We start from the raw sequence: 15,534 nt of genomic DNA, 5'->3' as shown, positions 1-15,534 counted from the left end.
GTGATTAAAAAGCAAACCTAGATTTGCTTTTTTTTATACTGATATTTTGATTTAAGATTTTTTCGCTTTAAATTTGAAAATCAGTGATACAGCAAAACCAAACAATAATCCCCAAAATGCAGAACCAATGCCAAAGAATTGAACACCTGAAGCGCTAAATAAGAAAGTGAGCAACGCTGCTTCACGTTCATCTACATTTTGAAATGCGATTGCAATGTTATGTCCAATAGTGCCGAATAGCGCAATACCTGCAAGTGCTGTAATAAATACCAAAGGAAATGCCATTAAAAAACTGGTTAAAGTGGCTGCAAAAATCCCCATGAGAATGTAGAAAAATCCACAGCTCATACCTGCGATATAACGTCTTTTTACATTTGGATGTGCTTGATCATCTAAACTAATGGCAGCGCTAATTGCTGCAATATTTACACTAAAACAGCCAAAAGGCGCAAGTACAGTTTGTGCAAGACCTGTCACACCAATTAATGGATTCACATTAGGTTGATAGCCATAACTACGAATCATTGCCAAACCTGGTAAATATTGTGATGCCATGTTTATGACAAATAGGGGTAAAGCCAATCCTAAAAAGGCAGAAACGGAAAATTCAGGATTAATCCAAACAGGTTTTGCAAATGCCAATTGAATATGTGGAGTGGCGAATGTCATAAACATTGGGCATAAAATCACGCCTGCAATAACGGTAATGACAATGCTATAGCGTGGCCAAAGTCGTTTTGAAATCACGTAAGCTGCAAGTAATGAAAGAATAAATCCCCATTCTGTTTGCATGGTGGCGAAAATACCAATCCCAAATTTAAGAAGTACGCCTGCAAGCATGGCACTGGTTAAACTTTGCGGAATATATTCCAATGCTTTTTTAAATACACCAAAAAAGCCAAGAACTGCGGTAATGAGACCACAAATTAGAAAGGCACCAATGGCTTGATTAAGTGTGTAACCGCTGCCTGTGGCAATAATTAGTGCTAAACCTGCTGTAGACCAAGAGGTCGCAACAGGATATTTATACTTCCACGAAAGGAATAAACCACTGACCCCAATGCCAAGTCCTAAAGCCCAAAACCAAGAGGTAATTTGTTCAGAACTAGCACCCAAAAGTTGTGCTGCTTGAATGACGAGTACAGATGAAACGCTAATACCGACTAAGAAAGTAATAAAACCTGCAAATACGGCAGGAACGGAGAAATCTTCGAGTAGCTTTTGCATGAGTCCTTTGCAATCTTTATTTATAGTGGTTGAAATGTGCTCTAATCATACGCTTTTCATACTATTGATCAAAGAATAGTTTTGCTCATCTTTATTAAAAATGCGTATATGTTAAAGGGTTGAAGTGGCAAGTTTTAGTCCAAATCCACAGAATAAAATTCCAACACTTGCAACGCAAATTGCCGTAAGTTTATAACGATTTGAAAAATAAGATGCTAATTTTGCACCTGAAAAAATTAAAATAGTTAAATAACTCATACTAATAATTTGTAAGATAATCGCAAGTGCGGTAAATGTAATTGCAGGGTATGAATACGCAGGGTCAACAAACTGCACAAAGAATGATAAATAAAATAAAATCGCTTTAGGATTGAGAATGCTAATGGTCAGCGCAGTACTAAAGGGTTTGACTTGTTCTAATGATTGTTTTTCTTCTATTTTTTCAGGACGATGTACAGCTTTCCATGTGTGATATGACGCAATTAAAAGTTTTATCCCTAAATAACTTAAATAGGTTGCACCAACCACTTTTAGTAAAATAAATAACCAAGGAAAAGCATGTAATAAAGATGCCGCACCTAAAGCCGTTAAAATAATTAAAATGAGGTCGCCTGTATAAACACCAAAAGCACCTTTATAACCCGCTTTAATACCAAATCTAGAGGCAACAGACATCACAAAGAGTGAGTTTGGCCCAGGAAGTACCACAATTAAAATTGTACCAATAATATAGGTTGTTAAATCTGTGATACCAAACACGAAACCGTACTCAAATAAAAAGCCGATGCGATTATAGCAACATCGGCTTTAAAAAATGTTTTAAAAAGGTGATTAAGCTAGTATTTCAGCATCAACACCAAAAGATTGGCGCAACAAAGTACTAAGTTGTTCACGTGCTTTAATAAAGCCATCAATACCGCCTTGCAATAATTGCGATGACATCAAATCATTTTCTAAGGCATGTTTAAAGCTTTCTTTATTTAAAACAACAAGGTCATGCTCGCAATGTGCGTGTGCATGATTTGCTGTTAATTGAGCTTCTACAACACGTGTATCTTTTTCAAGTTCAGCAAGTAAATTTGGCGCAACTGTGAGTAAATCACATCCTGCAAGTCCTAAAACTTGATCGATACTACGGAAGCTTGCACCCATAATTTCAGTTTTAATATTGTGTTGTTTGTAGAAGTGATAAATCTGTTTTACAGACAATACACCAGGATCTTTATCAATTGGGTAAGTATCTACATTTTCAGCTTTCTTGTACCAATCTAGAATACGACCAACAAATGGGGAGATTAGCGTGACTTTGGCATCTGCACATGCTTGCGCTTGGTGTAAACCAAATAAAAGCGTTAAATTACAATGAATACCTTCTGCTTCTAAGGCTCTCGCTGCTTGAATACCTTCCCATGTCGATGCAATTTTAATTAAAATTCGATCTTGATTTACGCCGTATTTTTTATATAAAGCCAAAAGGTCTTTCGCTTTGGCAATCGTCGCTTCTGTGTCATAAGATAGGGCAGCATCGACTTCGGTAGATACACGACCTTCAATAAGCTTTAGAATTTCTACGCCAAATTTAACCGTTAAAATGTCGATGGTACGTTCTATTAAAAAATCACCTTCATAATTTTCATTTTTGGCTTGGGCAAATGCGCTTTCAATCAGTTCCAAGTTTTCAGATTGATTTGCAGCAGCGGTAATTAATGATGGATTGGTTGTTGCATCCAAAGGACGGAATTTTTCAATTGCCGATAAATCGCTACTGTCTGCAACAATGGTGGTTAAATTTTTTAATTGGTTTAAGGCTGTAAGTGTCATTTCTACATATTCTTTAAAGTTGTTTACCCATCATTTATTTATAACACAAACTTTATTATGGCAAAGTATATTCCATAATTTAGATGAATTAATTCGTGTTTTTTCTATCATTTCTAATGTGATTAATCAAAAAACGAGCAGCTGCGCCCAATTGATTTTCTCTACTCCACACTAAATCGACAAAATACTCAAATTTAGGTGTGAAATCGGAAAAGTTTAAAATTTTCAATTTACGCTTAAGCTCAGGGTTTTCATTAAACATTTCAAGTGGTAAAACACCCCAAGCTAAATTTTGTAAGATAATAGAACATGCGGAATGATGGTTGTCTGTACGCCAATAAGATTTTGAATATAACAATTCAGGCTTAATGGTTCTGTCTCGGCTGGCAACCACAATTTGTCTGCTTTGTAGTATTTGTTCGAAACTCACATGATCAAATTTGGCAAGTTCAAAGTTTTTAGATGAAACAGGAACTAAAACTTCACGTTTTAATTCCACAAATTGCTCATGACCTTCTAATTGTTCGCGTTCAAACATTAAAGCCAATTGTGCATTGCCATTGATTAACATTTTTGTGGCATCTTCTTGTGGAGCCGTGAATATATTAATTTGTAATTGTGGGAATTCTGATTCAAGTAAAGAAATATAGTCTGTCCAGTTGGTATGTAGAAGCTCAGAAACAACCACAATATTAAGTGAAGATTCAAGTCCATTACTCAGTGCAAAAGCGTGCTGTTTCCATTGTTTCATCTCAACTAAAAGCTGGTCTGTTTTTTCATATAGAACCAAGGCTTCTTCGGTAGGAACAGGTTCGCGCCCAACTCTTTGAAAGAGTTGTAAATTCAAATCTATTTCTAAATTGGCAATCGACATGCTTACTGCCGATGGAACTTTTCCTAGCTTTCTTGCCGCTGCGGAAAATGAACCTGTTTCTATGACAGTTTTGAAAATAAGCAGTTGATCTTGATTGATGTTCATAATTTGATTGTTGTTTATCTTTCAAAGTATTTGATAGATTCTAACTCGATTGATCAATAAAGTGGAAATATAATTCACTCATCTTAAATAAAGAATGTTAGAGAGAATTAAAATGTTGATTTCCAAAAGAAGGATTATTCATGCATTAAGCTATGAAATAATCCTATTGGTGATCATTGCTATAGCTTTAAGTTTTATTTTCCATATGCCATTAGAAGTTACAGGTTCCTTGGGTATTGCAATGGCGGTAACTTCTGTGATTTGGAATATGATTTTTAATCATTTTTTTGAAAAATTTGAAGCCAAGCGGAAGTTAAAAAGAACAGTTGGAGTTCGTATTCTGCATGCGATTGGTTTTGAAGGTGGTTTAATGCTCGCCACTATTCCAATGGTTGCTTATGCAATGAATATGACAATATGGCAAGCTATTTTGCTCGATTTTAGTTTGACCACTTGTATTTTGGTTTATACCTTTATATTCCAATGGTTTTACGATATTATTGAAGAACGTTTAGGGGCAAAACCTAAACACTTACAAGTTTAAAAAAAGCACCGAAAGGTGCTTTTTTTTTACATTTTGGTCATATAAATTTTATATTTTGTATTCAAAATATAGTCATAAAATTAATTGAATAATGAAGATTTTTTAAAATGATATTTTCTCAAAAAGTACGCGCGGAAAATTTTCCGAATAAAATTAGATGGCAGTATAGGGATACTTTTGCATTATTACTTGTACCTTTAATTTTTATAAATGCATGGTTAGCAGGATTAATTTTTACAGATCAAATAAATATTGCTATCGCTGATAGTTTTTTTAGAGGGATTTTATTTTTAATTTTATGTTTTATTTATAAAAACATGTTGGTCGATCATTGGTTATATTTTAATAAGGCAAAATGGAAATCTTGGGGATTAGTCATTGTTGGTGCTGTCTTATTACAAGTCGTGATTAGTTTAACTAGATCAATTTTACCTGTTTCATCCATAGGTGAAAGTGCCGAAAGTGGTGTAGATCCACAATCTCTTGCATTTTTAACACTGTTGTTTATTTCTTTAGGGCCACTATTCATGGCACTAATTGAAGACATTGTATTTAGATATACTTTGCTTCATAAATTATTTATTCCAAATACATTTTTTAGAATTGTGGTTGTACTTTTAAACTCAATTTTATTTGGGTTGATTCATTATAATAATTTTGGTGGTGATATTGTTGCGACTACAAGCTTTATGGTTGCGGGATTATTCTTAAACCTTATTTATATTTGGACGCGAAATATTTGGCATGTGTTACTTATTCATTTTGTAAATAATGCTGTTTTATCTTTGGGTGGTGTCATTTTATTAAAAGTTGTGACCATACTGACTTAAAGTAAATAGAACTTAAAGATTCATATAAAAAAGCACCTCAAAAAGGTGCTTTTTTATTTTAAGTGTTCAATTATTTTTCAATAATTGCGGTAACACCCTGACCACCAGCAGCACAAATCGAAACTAAAACACGACCTGAACCTTTTTGGTTAATCAGTTTTGCAGCAGTTGCGATAATACGACCACCTGTTGCAGCAAATGGATGACCTGCCGCAAGTGAAGAACCTTTTACATTCAATTTAGTACGATCAATTGAACCGAGTGGTGCATCTAAACCTAAACGCTCTTTACAGAATTTAGGATCTTCCCAAGCTTTTAATGTAGAAAGTACTTGAGATGCAAATGCTTCGTGAATTTCGTAATAATCGAAGTCTTGAAGTTTCAGACCAGCACGATCAAGCATACGTGGAACTGCATAAGCAGGTGCCATCAATAAGCCTTCTTTTTTATTTACAAAATCTACTGCAGCAGTTTCAGTAAATGTTAAGTAAGCAAGAACTTCATGACCATTTGCTTTAGCCCATTCTTCAGATGCTAAAAGTATGCAAGATGCGCCATCTGTAAGTGGAGTAGAGTTACCAGCAGTCATTGTGCGTGCATCGCCTTTACCAAAAGCAGGGCGAAGTTTTGCAAGTTTTTCTACAGTAGAATCTGCACGTAAGTTATTGTCACGTTCTAAACCTAAGAATGGCGTGATCAAATCATCAAAAAAGCCTTCTTCATAAGCAGCAGCCATTTTTTGATGTGAAGATGCAGCAAGTTCATCTTGTGCTTCACGTGAAATACCCCATTCAAGCGCAGTCAATGCCTGATGATCGCCCATTGAAAGACCTGTGCGTGGCTCACCATTTTTAGGTGCATCCATCAAATCTTTAACATTGATTTTTGCTAACGCTTTAAAACGATCTTTTGCAGTTTTTGCAATGTTAAGTTCAAGTAATGCTTTACGTAAGCCATCACCTAAAGCAATAGGGGCATCTGATGTTGTATCTACACCACCTGCAACACCCACTTCAATTTGACCAAGCGCAATTTTATTTGCAACTAAAAAGGCAGCTTGTAAACCTGTACCACACGCTTGTTGTAAATCGAAAGCAGGTGTTTCTGGTGCAAGTGTTGTATTTAAAACACATTCACGCGTCATGTTAAAGTCACGGCTATGCTTAAGAACAGCACCCGCAACCACTTCACCTAATCGTTGACCTTGAAGATTAAAGCGTTCGATCAGACCATTTAACGCAGCAGTAAACATGTCTGAGTTTGACGCTGAGAAATATGCACCGTTTGAACGAGCGAAAGGAATACGATTGCCGCCAATAATAGCAACGCGACGAACTGTGTTTTGACTCATGGATTGACCTTGTTGAACTTTAGGTTGGGTTTTTGGTTTAACTGTTTTTGTTGATGTTGCTTTTGTAGAAGCATTAGTACTTGCTCTACGTGTAGAAGTAGTACGTGTCGTTGTTGTTTTAGTCGTTGTGTTTGCTGCTTTAGCAGTTGTGCCAGTACTTTTAGCGCGAGTTGTACTTTTTGATGTATTTGACACAGGCTTTACTGCAATATTTTCGACTGCTGGATTATCTTGAGTTGTCTTGCTCATAAGGCTTTTCCAAGCATATTGATCATCAATTTATAGTGTACATTATCATAATAGAGAAAAAGCTCAATTGACTAAAATGACGCTGGGGTATGCATTCAGGTCAAGACATCTAAACTTTAACTCAAGTATTATTCAAGAGAAACTGATGTATCTGTTGAAATATAAGTATTTGACATCATATTGACGTTAAAGGATGACGTTCAGATCCATCAAAAATTAATTTGCATGAGAGATAATAAACATGAGTGACCAATATCAAGCATTCGCAAAATCTACCATTGGTAAACTTGTCATTAAAAACCTAGGTTTACCATCGCCAACTTCTTTAGATCGTTTTGTATCGGCTACTCCTGTGGTTCAGGGTGCAGTTTTATTGGGTGCGGCATCTTCAAGTAGTTTGTCAGGTTCGATTGCTCAAGTATTGGCAAATGTTCATGCAAATGCTTATGCAGGCAATAATGCAGAATTGCAACAAGCTGCGGCTAAAGTTGGTTTAAATCTAAATGCATTTAATGACGGTGATAAAGAGTCTAAATTTAAAGTCGTTATTTTTGATGCTTCAGGTATCGAAAATTCAGAACAACTTCATGAGTTATATGCATTTTTCAACCCAATTTCACGTCAAGTTCAAGCTTCTGGTCGTGTTGTGATTGTGGGTATTAACCCTGAATCTGCAAAAACTGTAAAACAAGCAATTGCTCAACGTGCGCTTGAAGGTTTTGTAAAGTCTGTTGCTAAAGAGTTTAAAAAAGGCATTGCAGCAAACTTGGTTTATGTCGATCCAACTACAAAAGATAATTTAGAGTCTGCGTTACGTTTTACGATTTCACCGCGTTCTGCTTATGTTTCAGGTCAAGTGATTCGTGTGTCTAAAGCCAAAGCTGTAGATGTAGATTGGGCGAAACCACTTGCAGGTAAAACGGCGGTTGTAACAGGTGCAAGTCGTGGTATTGGTGAAGCAATTGCACATGTACTTTCACGTGATGGTGCACATGTTATTTGCTTAGATGTACCACAACAACAAGCAGATTTAGACCGTGTTGCAGGTGAAATTGGTGGTTCTACATTAGCCATTGATATTACCGCTGCTGATGCAGGCGAAAAAATTAAAGCGGCTGCAGCTGCACAAGGTGGTTTAGACATTATTGTGCATAATGCAGGTATTACACGTGATAAAACTTTGGCGAATATGAAGCCTGAGCTTTGGGATTTAGTAATTAACATTAACTTGTCTGCAATTGAGCGTGTTAACGATTACTTATTGTCAAACGATGGTATTAATGCCAATGGTCGTATTGTTTGCGTATCTTCAATTTCAGGTATTGCAGGTAATTTGGGTCAAACCAACTATGCGGCATCTAAAGCAGGTGTGATTGGTGTTGTGAAATTTACTGCGCCAATTTTGAAAAATGGCGTAACCATTAATGCTGTTGCACCTGGTTTTATTGAAACTCAAATGACTGCTGCAATTCCTTTTGCGATTCGTGAAGCAGGTCGTCGTATGAACTCAATGAGCCAAGGTGGTTTACCTGTAGACGTAGCTGAAACTATTGCGATGTTCGCATCTACTGCATCTTCAGGCTTAAATGGTAATGTTGTACGTGTATGTGGTCAAAGCTTATTAGGGGCTTGATAGAATCATGTGAAAGTTCCCTCTCTTTTAAGGAGAGGGCTAGGGAGAGGTAACTGATTTATGATGACCCTCATCCCAGCCTTCTCCCAGAGGGAGAAGGAGCTTTTTTATAATATGTAATAATAGAATTTCAAAGGCTCATTATGAATATACGCCATTTTAATCAACTTCCGAAGCCTTATTTGGCTTATCCAAAAGTCATTCAAGGCTTAATTTTTAAAAAGCCAAAAGGTGAAAAAGTACTACCGCAAGTTGAATATGTGGTGGATTCATTTAAAGTCGATGCAAAACATCTTAAAGCTTATAATGAAGTGACAGGCTTTAAAAATAACGGTTATATTCCTGCAATTTACTTGGCTGTTTTATCGCAAAGCTTACAAATGCATATGATGACGCAAGAAGCGTTTCCCTTTGCTATTTTAGGTTTGGTACATATTCGCAATCAAGTGAAACAATTCCGTAAAGTAGGAGTGAATGAACAACTTTCTTTGTCATGTAAATTTGGTGAGTTAAAACCACATGATAAAGGCGTTCAATTTGACTTTATTACCACAGCAAAAGTAGGTAACGATGTTGTGGTTGAATCTTTAACCACATATTTAGCACGTCAGAAAACCACAACAAGAACTTCAACTAAAGAAGTTGAAGCGAAAAAGCCTGAGTATCAAGTAGTAAGCGAATGGGATATATCTGAAAATACAGGTCGTCGTTATGCTTTAACGTCGGGCGATTTTAATTTAATTCATATTCATGCAATTACTGCAAAAGCCTTTGGTTTTAAACAAGCAATTGCCCATGGTATGTGGAGTAAAGCAAAAGCTTTGTCTAATTTAAGTTTGCCAGATGCTTATGAAGCAGATGTTCAGTTTAAATTACCAATGTACTTGCCATCTAGAGTTGAGTTTTTAACTGCACAAGATGGAAAAGAAACAAGTTTCTTAATTCAAAATGCAAAAAATAAGAAACCACATGTGGCGGGAAGTTTAAAAGCACTTTAAGATAAAAAACCTAAATCAAGTGATTTAGGTTTTTTTTGTAAGGCTCAATTTATGCAAAGGATTGTGTAGATGGAACGTATTCCACAATATTTATTCGCAAATCAAAAAAATTATAAGGGTTATGTTGATCCACGATTTAAAGATTTAGCGAAACAGTTCAGTCAAATGCAAGATGCACGGACAGGATTTGGTGGTGCGGCACTCGTGATTTATTTTCAATCTGAAAAAGTGGTCGACATTTTTACGGGGAAAAAATCACTCAGTGAAAATTGGCAATCGGATACATTGTCTGTCTGTTATTCAACAGGAAAAGGTGTACTTGCAACATTAGCGCATATTTTAGTGAGTGAAGGTTTTCTCGATTACGATACGCCTGTTGCACATTATTGGCCTGAATTTGTACAAAATGGTAAAAGTAAAATTACATTAAGGCATATGTTGTGTCACCAAAGTGGTTTATTTGATATTAGGTCAAATATTCATGATGCTTTAGAAATGGCGGATTGGTCACATATGCTTAGAGTGATTGAACAATCAACACCAAGGTTTAATGCAGGAGCTGATGCTGCATATCAACCATTTACATTTGGTTGGCAAGTGGGTGGTTTATTGGAAAAAGCCACCAATAAATCACTTACGGAATTAATGGAAAAATATTTGGTAAAACCGCTTCAATTAGATGGTGCATTTTATGGTGTTCCTGCTGACGAAATAAAGCGAGTTGCTAGACCATTAACGACAACTAAAGAAGAGATGAAGCCATTTAATCCGAATGCAAAGAAAATAAAGCGTAAAAAAACGCATTTAGATCGCTTGTTGGAATTTAGCGGACATAATCCATTAGATTTTCAAGATGCCATGATTCCCAAAGGTATGAGTAAGTTAAGCATGTTTGATGATCGTGCATTACAAGCTGTTATTCCTGCTGCAAATGGTGTATTTACTGCAAATAGTTTGGCAAAAGTATATGCGATGCTTGCCAATGAGGGTGAGTGGAATAATAAACAATTTATCAAACCAGAAATATTCCAAAATTTATCGACAATTCAATATATAAAACGTGATCGTGTGATGCCCATTGCTATGCATTGGCGTTTGGGATATCACCGTTTATTAACCTTGGGTAAAAAAGCACCGCAAGGTTTTGGTCATATTGGTTTTAATGGTTCAGGTGCTTGGTGTGATCCTCAAAGGAAATTAAGTTTTGCTTATACGCATAATTTTCAAACAGGTTCTATCACTGGAGATTATCGTTTATGGGGGCTGACACAAGAAGCTTTGCGCTGCGCAGATGCAGAATTGCAAGGCTATAAAGGTTGGTTTTAATTAAAACTTAATGTAAAGCTTATGTATCGACATGGGTTTTTATGCGATTCATGTTATATTATATCAATCAATTGATTGATCCTGTTTGTTCTTATTGAAATGAAAAATCGCATTCTTATTCCATTATTTGCATCGTCTGTTTTATTGGGTTGTCAGGAATTGAATCGGACAAAAAATGAAAGTGCAGATTCTAAAAATATTAAAAATACGATTGAAGAAAAGCAAGTTCAGCCTTTATGGGTGGGAAATTATCAGGGAACTACGCCGTGTATGGGGTGTTCTTCTAGATGTGAAGATTGTCCAGGAATGGCGGTAGATTTAGAACTTAAAGATGATATGAGTTATGTACTTCAGCGTGAAAGTTTAAGTGGTCATAATGAAGTTGAAACCTTAAAAGGTAAGATCTTATTTAAAGATGTAGCACAAACAAAATTAGAACTATTGAATGTTAAAACACGGAATCAATTGTTTGTAGATGTAGAAAATCAGTTATTAGAGATTCGTGTTGATAAAACAGCAGAACCGTATCAAGCACAAACTGATTTTTTATTGGATCTAGTTTAGATCTATGCATAAAAATATAAAAGATCACAGAAGTGATCTTTTATATTAACGGTCACCTAATATATTCATTGAACATTTTCGTTACTATCTTTTTTAAGATTTTCCTCATTCTGTTTATCTATAAGTCTTTTTATTAAATCATCAGTTTGAGTCTTAAATTGATTTGCGCATTCGGTAATAATTATTTCTCTTTCATCAGCAATAAGTTGATAATCGTTCGCTTGCCATTGTTCTAAAGGATAGGCTTTGCTTTGGTAAATACAGTTTTTTAAATAGTTCTTAGAATATTCCGCACCAAAAAAAAGAGCATATCTATTTTCTATAGTTTTATCACTTTTATCATAAATTAAAGACCAATATGGTCGTGTGGGTTTGATGTAGTATGATTTTATGTCTAAATCTTTAATGTTTTTATGTTTATTTACGACCTCGTCTGAGTATGCTTTTGTAAGAGGTCCTATATCAAATAATGGATTTTTTAACTTATCTCTACTTATCACATCCTCAATTTTACTTCCTTTAAGTTGGTCTTTGGATGTACCTTGAAAAGAGCCACCAGCAAGTAGTATGAGCACTGTTCTAGCTGCTGTTGTTTTAACTGTGTCGGAGTATTTGACGATTTTTAGTTCAGTTGAGTTTCCGTAAATTTCTTCAGATTTATTAACGGTAGACCGATTAACCTCTTGTGATTGATAAGTAGGTAAAGAAGCAACGGCTTTATAAGAATTCGCAAAAGAAGCTGAATTGATTGCTAGAAGTAGAGTCGTTAAAAGTAGTTTCTGTTTCATATTAGGGATGGTTGTTATAAAATTTTGCTAAATATACTGAAATTTAAAATAAAATTCAAAACTACATAAGTCTTAATTTGGCTGATGATTTAATTGAAATTCCAAGGAAACAAATACACATTAGATTGATTGAAATTAATAAAGTCAAAAAAAATTGTGGCAGAAGTGAGCCCTAATCAATAGTTTTCATTCACTCTTTATTAAAAAAACAGTATCCTTAGACCTATAAAAAGGAGCATACATGTATCAAGTACTCGCACGAAAATACCGTCCTCGTAATTTCAATGAATTAGTCGGGCAAAACCATGTGTCACGTGCACTAACAAGCGCATTGGAACGTGGTCGTTTGCATCATGCTTATTTATTTACGGGTACGCGTGGTGTTGGTAAAACAACAATCGCACGTATTTTAGCTAAGTGCTTGAACTGTGAAACAGGTGTGACATCTACGCCGTGTGAAGTATGCCCAACATGTCAGTCGGTGAATGAAGGTCGTTTTATCGATTTAATTGAAATTGATGCGGCATCACGTACAAAAGTAGAAGATACACGTGAATTATTAGATAATGTACCGTATGCACCAACTCAAGGTCGTTTTAAAGTTTACTTGATTGATGAAGTACATATGCTTTCAACGCATTCTTTTAATGCTTTATTAAAAACATTAGAAGAACCACCTGAGCATGTGAAATTTCTTTTCGCAACAACTGATCCTCAAAAGTTGCCAATTACCGTAATTTCACGTTGTCTGCAATTTACGTTGCGTCCTTTAGCTGTAGATGAAATTACGACACATTTAACAGATATTTTAGGCAAAGAAGATATTCAAGCAGAACAAGATGCACTTTGGCAAATTGCCGAATCTGCTCAAGGTTCTTTGCGTGATGCATTATCTTTAACAGATCAAGCCATTGCTTATGGTCAAGGTGCAATTCAGCATCAAGACGTAAAAGAAATGCTGGGTTTAATTGATCGTACAATTATTTATGATCTAATTCTTGCAATTCATCAAAATCAAAAGCAACGTGTAAGTGATTTACTTATTCAATTTAGACAACAAGCTTTAGATGTATCGTTAGTACTTGATCAATTCATTTCGACTTTGCATGAACTTGCTTTATTGCAATATTTACCAGATTTAAGCCTTAAATATAGTGCTGAAATCAACCAAAAAATCATGCAATTATCGCAATTGGTTTCTGCACAAGATTTGCAGTTGTACTATCAAATTGCCTGTAAAGGTCGTGCAGATTTACAACTTGCGGTAACGCAAGAGCAAGGTTTTGAAATGTGCGTATTACGTTTACTCGCATTTAGACCATTACAGCCAAATGAAGTGGTTGTAACGCAACAACACGCGTCACCTCAACAAAATACTATAGGCGTTCAAGCACCTTTAAAGTCACAACAAGAAACGGTACATCAAGCGATACCTCCTCAACAAGTAACTCAGCCTTTAGCCGTTCAGCAAGATGTAGCTGAGTATGTTGCAGAAAAAATCATTGAGAATTCTGTTCAAATTGAAGCTCTACACACTGCGGAAACTAAAGATGAGCACCAAATAGAAGATCAAGTAGCAAATCTTCCACAAACGGAACAAATTGTATTTGATCCATCTACGGGTGATGCGTTATTTGGATTAGATGAATCTGAAGCTGAAGAATCTGCTGTACAAGTAGATGAGCCATCAAGTGATGACTTTTTAGAAGATGATTTTAGTCTTAGTAATTTTGATGATCATCCTGTTCAACAAGTTGTGAATACTGTAAATGAAATAGATCAGCATTCTGAAATGACGGTGGAAACATTAGAGCCATCTATAGCGCAAGTTGAAATTACAGAAGTAGTTGAAGAGTCTGAGTCTGTAGAAAAAACATCTTTAATGCCACAAGATATTCTACGTTTACAAGATCAAAGCTTGGACGGTGAATGGACTGTAGAAAAGTGGGAATTTTGGTTTAGAAATAGTGGTCTTTCACCTGCAGTTCAAGAGCTTGCTCAATATGGTGTGATGCAAGGTCATATTAATGGTGAATCTATATTTCATATTCCTGAACAGTATCAACACTTGTTGACTCAAATGCAGGGTAATTTAGAAAATGCATTGAAAGAGCAATGGTCAAATACGCTGTTTAAGGTTCAATATGGTGAAGTGAGTGGAATGACACCATTTACAATGCAACATGCTCGTAAAGATCGAGCTTTTCAGCGCACTGTAGAATTGTTGAATGAAGAACCTATTATTAAAGATTTAATGAAATCTTTTGATGGTGAATTGCAGAATATTCAAATTAAGTCTTAATGTTTTTTATAAAATTTGAAGCATAAAAAAACAGGCTAAATAGCCTGTTTTTTTACATTTATAATCTAGTTAAAGATTAGAAACGGTAACCAAGACCAACGTAAGTTATGATTGGATTGATTTCAATTTCACTTTTACCTGTAACGAGTTTGCTGCCAGTAGAAGAATTAATTGTTAGTGTTGCATCAGTAGAAAGATGAGCATATGAAACAGATGCTGTAGCAAACCATTCTTTATTGATATTGTAATCAACACCAGCAACAACTACAGGCGCAATAGCATCATCTACAGAGACATTACCAATTGTTGCACCCATTGGCATAGCAATGTTTGGATCAGTTTTAATATCGCTGAAATGTGCATACATCAAACCACCACCAAGGTAAGGGCGGATTTTGCTGTTAACTGTGCCAAATTGGTATTTTGCTAAGACAGTAGGCGTGTATGCACGAGTAGTAGCAATGTTGTCATAGCCACCTAATTCAACACCAAGATTACCGATTAAGTTTACTCGTCCAACACCAGATAGTTTCATTTTAGGTGGTGCACCCAAAACCATTTCTAATGATACATTGTCATTTACAAAGTAATCAAAAGCTAAACCAGCAGTATCTGCATCTTTTACTTTAAAGCCTGCATTATCTGTCATATTCCAATTGTTACCAAGCTGATTGTTAACACCTTGTTCAGAGCTTTGAGGCATTACATGTAACCAACCTGCAGAAACACCAAATGTTTTGCCATCTGAAGTTTCAGCATGAGTTGCAGTTACAGCAGTTAAACCTAAAAGTGCGATTGGAAGAATCGTTTTAATTGAAGTCTTCATATATATTCCCTTAATAGAAGTAGAAGATGATTTTGAATCTAATGCGCAGTGTATGTATTTAATTTTGAATTTGAATGTTAAGTTAATAAAAATTAC

General features: G+C 35.5%; 14 protein-coding genes. 7 read left to right on the top strand and 7 right to left on the bottom strand.

Going from position 1 to position 15,534, the window contains the following annotated elements; genetic code table 11:
* Nucleotides 1-51: 51 nt before the first annotated feature.
* The 4 genes from A6M14_RS13075 to aceR all read right to left on the bottom strand — a co-directional run bounded on the left by A6M14_RS13075 (nt 52) and on the right by aceR (nt 4,027).
* Nucleotides 52-1,227: a benzoate/H(+) symporter BenE family transporter gene (locus A6M14_RS13075; RefSeq protein ID WP_152875637.1), complete on the bottom strand. Its 1,176-nt coding sequence runs from the start codon at nt 1,225-1,227 to the stop codon at nt 52-54.
* Nucleotides 1,228-1,338: 111 nt separating this feature from the next.
* The gene (gene leuE / locus A6M14_RS13070; protein WP_163124091.1) at nt 1,339-1,986 is read right to left on the bottom strand and encodes a leucine efflux protein LeuE; all 648 of its coding nucleotides are present in this window, start codon (nt 1,984-1,986) and stop codon (nt 1,339-1,341) included.
* Nucleotides 1,987-2,058: 72 nt separating this feature from the next.
* Nucleotides 2,059-3,048: a transaldolase gene (tal, locus tag A6M14_RS13065; RefSeq protein WP_152875636.1), complete on the bottom strand. Its 990-nt coding sequence runs from the start codon at nt 3,046-3,048 to the stop codon at nt 2,059-2,061.
* Nucleotides 3,049-3,136: 88 nt separating this feature from the next.
* The gene (gene aceR, locus A6M14_RS13060; protein ID WP_152875634.1) at nt 3,137-4,027 is read right to left on the bottom strand and encodes an HTH-type transcriptional regulator AceR; all 891 of its coding nucleotides are present in this window, start codon (nt 4,025-4,027) and stop codon (nt 3,137-3,139) included.
* Nucleotides 4,028-4,139: 112 nt separating this feature from the next.
* Here aceR and aceI point away from each other — a divergent pair, with 112 nt between their 5' ends.
* Both aceI and A6M14_RS13050 read left to right on the top strand, forming a co-directional pair.
* Nucleotides 4,140-4,571 carry a chlorhexidine efflux PACE transporter AceI gene (aceI, locus tag A6M14_RS13055; RefSeq protein WP_152875633.1) on the top strand — a complete coding sequence of 144 codons (432 nt, stop codon included), beginning with the start codon at nt 4,140-4,142 and terminating at the stop codon, nt 4,569-4,571.
* Between the two features lie 107 nt (nt 4,572-4,678).
* Entirely contained in the window at nt 4,679-5,401 is a 723-nt protein-coding gene (locus tag A6M14_RS13050) for a CPBP family intramembrane glutamic endopeptidase (RefSeq protein WP_152875632.1), read from the top strand.
* Between the two features lie 70 nt (nt 5,402-5,471).
* Here A6M14_RS13050 and A6M14_RS13045 read toward each other — a convergent pair whose 3' ends face one another.
* Entirely contained in the window at nt 5,472-7,001 is a 1,530-nt protein-coding gene (locus A6M14_RS13045) for an acetyl-CoA C-acetyltransferase (RefSeq protein WP_152875630.1), read from the bottom strand.
* Nucleotides 7,002-7,242: 241 nt separating this feature from the next.
* On the opposite strand from A6M14_RS13045, the gene A6M14_RS13040 reads away from it, so the two are divergent.
* From A6M14_RS13040 to A6M14_RS13025, 4 genes are all read left to right on the top strand, one after another.
* The gene (locus tag A6M14_RS13040) at nt 7,243-8,634 is read left to right on the top strand and encodes a 3-oxoacyl-ACP reductase (RefSeq protein WP_152875629.1); all 1,392 of its coding nucleotides are present in this window, start codon (nt 7,243-7,245) and stop codon (nt 8,632-8,634) included.
* Nucleotides 8,635-8,777: 143 nt separating this feature from the next.
* The gene (locus A6M14_RS13035; RefSeq protein ID WP_152875627.1) at nt 8,778-9,632 is read left to right on the top strand and encodes a MaoC family dehydratase; all 855 of its coding nucleotides are present in this window, start codon (nt 8,778-8,780) and stop codon (nt 9,630-9,632) included.
* Nucleotides 9,633-9,701: 69 nt separating this feature from the next.
* On the top strand, nt 9,702-10,958 hold the full coding sequence (locus A6M14_RS13030; RefSeq protein ID WP_152875625.1) for a serine hydrolase domain-containing protein: 1,257 nt from the start codon (nt 9,702-9,704) through the stop codon (nt 10,956-10,958).
* Nucleotides 10,959-11,057: 99 nt separating this feature from the next.
* Nucleotides 11,058-11,522 (top strand): copper resistance protein NlpE N-terminal domain-containing protein, encoded by a 465-nt coding sequence (locus A6M14_RS13025; protein WP_152875623.1) that lies wholly within the window; start codon nt 11,058-11,060, stop codon nt 11,520-11,522.
* A 65-nt stretch (nt 11,523-11,587) separates the two neighbouring features.
* On the opposite strand, the gene A6M14_RS13020 is transcribed toward A6M14_RS13025, so the two are convergent.
* The gene (locus A6M14_RS13020; protein ID WP_152875621.1) at nt 11,588-12,310 is read right to left on the bottom strand and encodes a hypothetical protein; all 723 of its coding nucleotides are present in this window, start codon (nt 12,308-12,310) and stop codon (nt 11,588-11,590) included.
* A gap of 241 nt (nt 12,311-12,551) precedes the next feature.
* On the opposite strand from A6M14_RS13020, the gene dnaX reads away from it, so the two are divergent.
* Nucleotides 12,552-14,612, top strand: coding sequence for a DNA polymerase III subunit gamma/tau (gene dnaX / locus A6M14_RS13015; protein WP_152875619.1), 2,061 nt, complete (start codon nt 12,552-12,554; stop codon nt 14,610-14,612).
* A 76-nt stretch (nt 14,613-14,688) separates the two neighbouring features.
* On the opposite strand, the gene A6M14_RS13010 is transcribed toward dnaX, so the two are convergent.
* Nucleotides 14,689-15,438: an OmpW/AlkL family protein gene (locus tag A6M14_RS13010; protein ID WP_152875618.1), complete on the bottom strand. Its 750-nt coding sequence runs from the start codon at nt 15,436-15,438 to the stop codon at nt 14,689-14,691.
* Nucleotides 15,439-15,534 lie beyond the last annotated feature (96 nt).

Origin of the sequence: Acinetobacter portensis (assembly GCF_009372215.1) — a bacterium.
Taxonomy (GTDB): Bacteria; Pseudomonadota; Gammaproteobacteria; order Pseudomonadales; family Moraxellaceae; genus Acinetobacter; species Acinetobacter portensis.
The sequence above is the reverse complement of the archived record's forward strand: the minus strand, read 5'-3'. Positions and strand labels throughout refer to the sequence as shown.

What these genes read in the sequence shown, in the direction of transcription:
- A6M14_RS13075 (WP_152875637.1), bottom strand. Translation starts at nt 1,227, where the DNA reads ATGCAAAAGCTACTCGAAGATTTCTCCGTTCCTGCCGTATTTGCAGGT.
- tal (WP_152875636.1), bottom strand. Translation starts at nt 3,048, where the DNA reads ATGACACTTACAGCCTTAAACCAATTAAAAAATTTAACCACCATTGTT.
- aceR (WP_152875634.1), bottom strand. Translation starts at nt 4,027, where the DNA reads ATGAACATCAATCAAGATCAACTGCTTATTTTCAAAACTGTCATAGAA.
- aceI (WP_152875633.1), top strand. Translation starts at nt 4,140, where the DNA reads ATGTTGATTTCCAAAAGAAGGATTATTCATGCATTAAGCTATGAAATA.
- A6M14_RS13050 (WP_152875632.1), top strand. Translation starts at nt 4,679, where the DNA reads ATGATATTTTCTCAAAAAGTACGCGCGGAAAATTTTCCGAATAAAATT.
- A6M14_RS13045 (WP_152875630.1), bottom strand. Translation starts at nt 7,001, where the DNA reads ATGAGCAAGACAACTCAAGATAATCCAGCAGTCGAAAATATTGCAGTA.
- A6M14_RS13040 (WP_152875629.1), top strand. Translation starts at nt 7,243, where the DNA reads ATGAGTGACCAATATCAAGCATTCGCAAAATCTACCATTGGTAAACTT.
- A6M14_RS13035 (WP_152875627.1), top strand. Translation starts at nt 8,778, where the DNA reads ATGAATATACGCCATTTTAATCAACTTCCGAAGCCTTATTTGGCTTAT.
- A6M14_RS13030 (WP_152875625.1), top strand. Translation starts at nt 9,702, where the DNA reads ATGGAACGTATTCCACAATATTTATTCGCAAATCAAAAAAATTATAAG.
- A6M14_RS13025 (WP_152875623.1), top strand. Translation starts at nt 11,058, where the DNA reads ATGAAAAATCGCATTCTTATTCCATTATTTGCATCGTCTGTTTTATTG.
- A6M14_RS13020 (WP_152875621.1), bottom strand. Translation starts at nt 12,310, where the DNA reads ATGAAACAGAAACTACTTTTAACGACTCTACTTCTAGCAATCAATTCA.
- dnaX (WP_152875619.1), top strand. Translation starts at nt 12,552, where the DNA reads ATGTATCAAGTACTCGCACGAAAATACCGTCCTCGTAATTTCAATGAA.
- A6M14_RS13010 (WP_152875618.1), bottom strand. Translation starts at nt 15,438, where the DNA reads ATGAAGACTTCAATTAAAACGATTCTTCCAATCGCACTTTTAGGTTTA.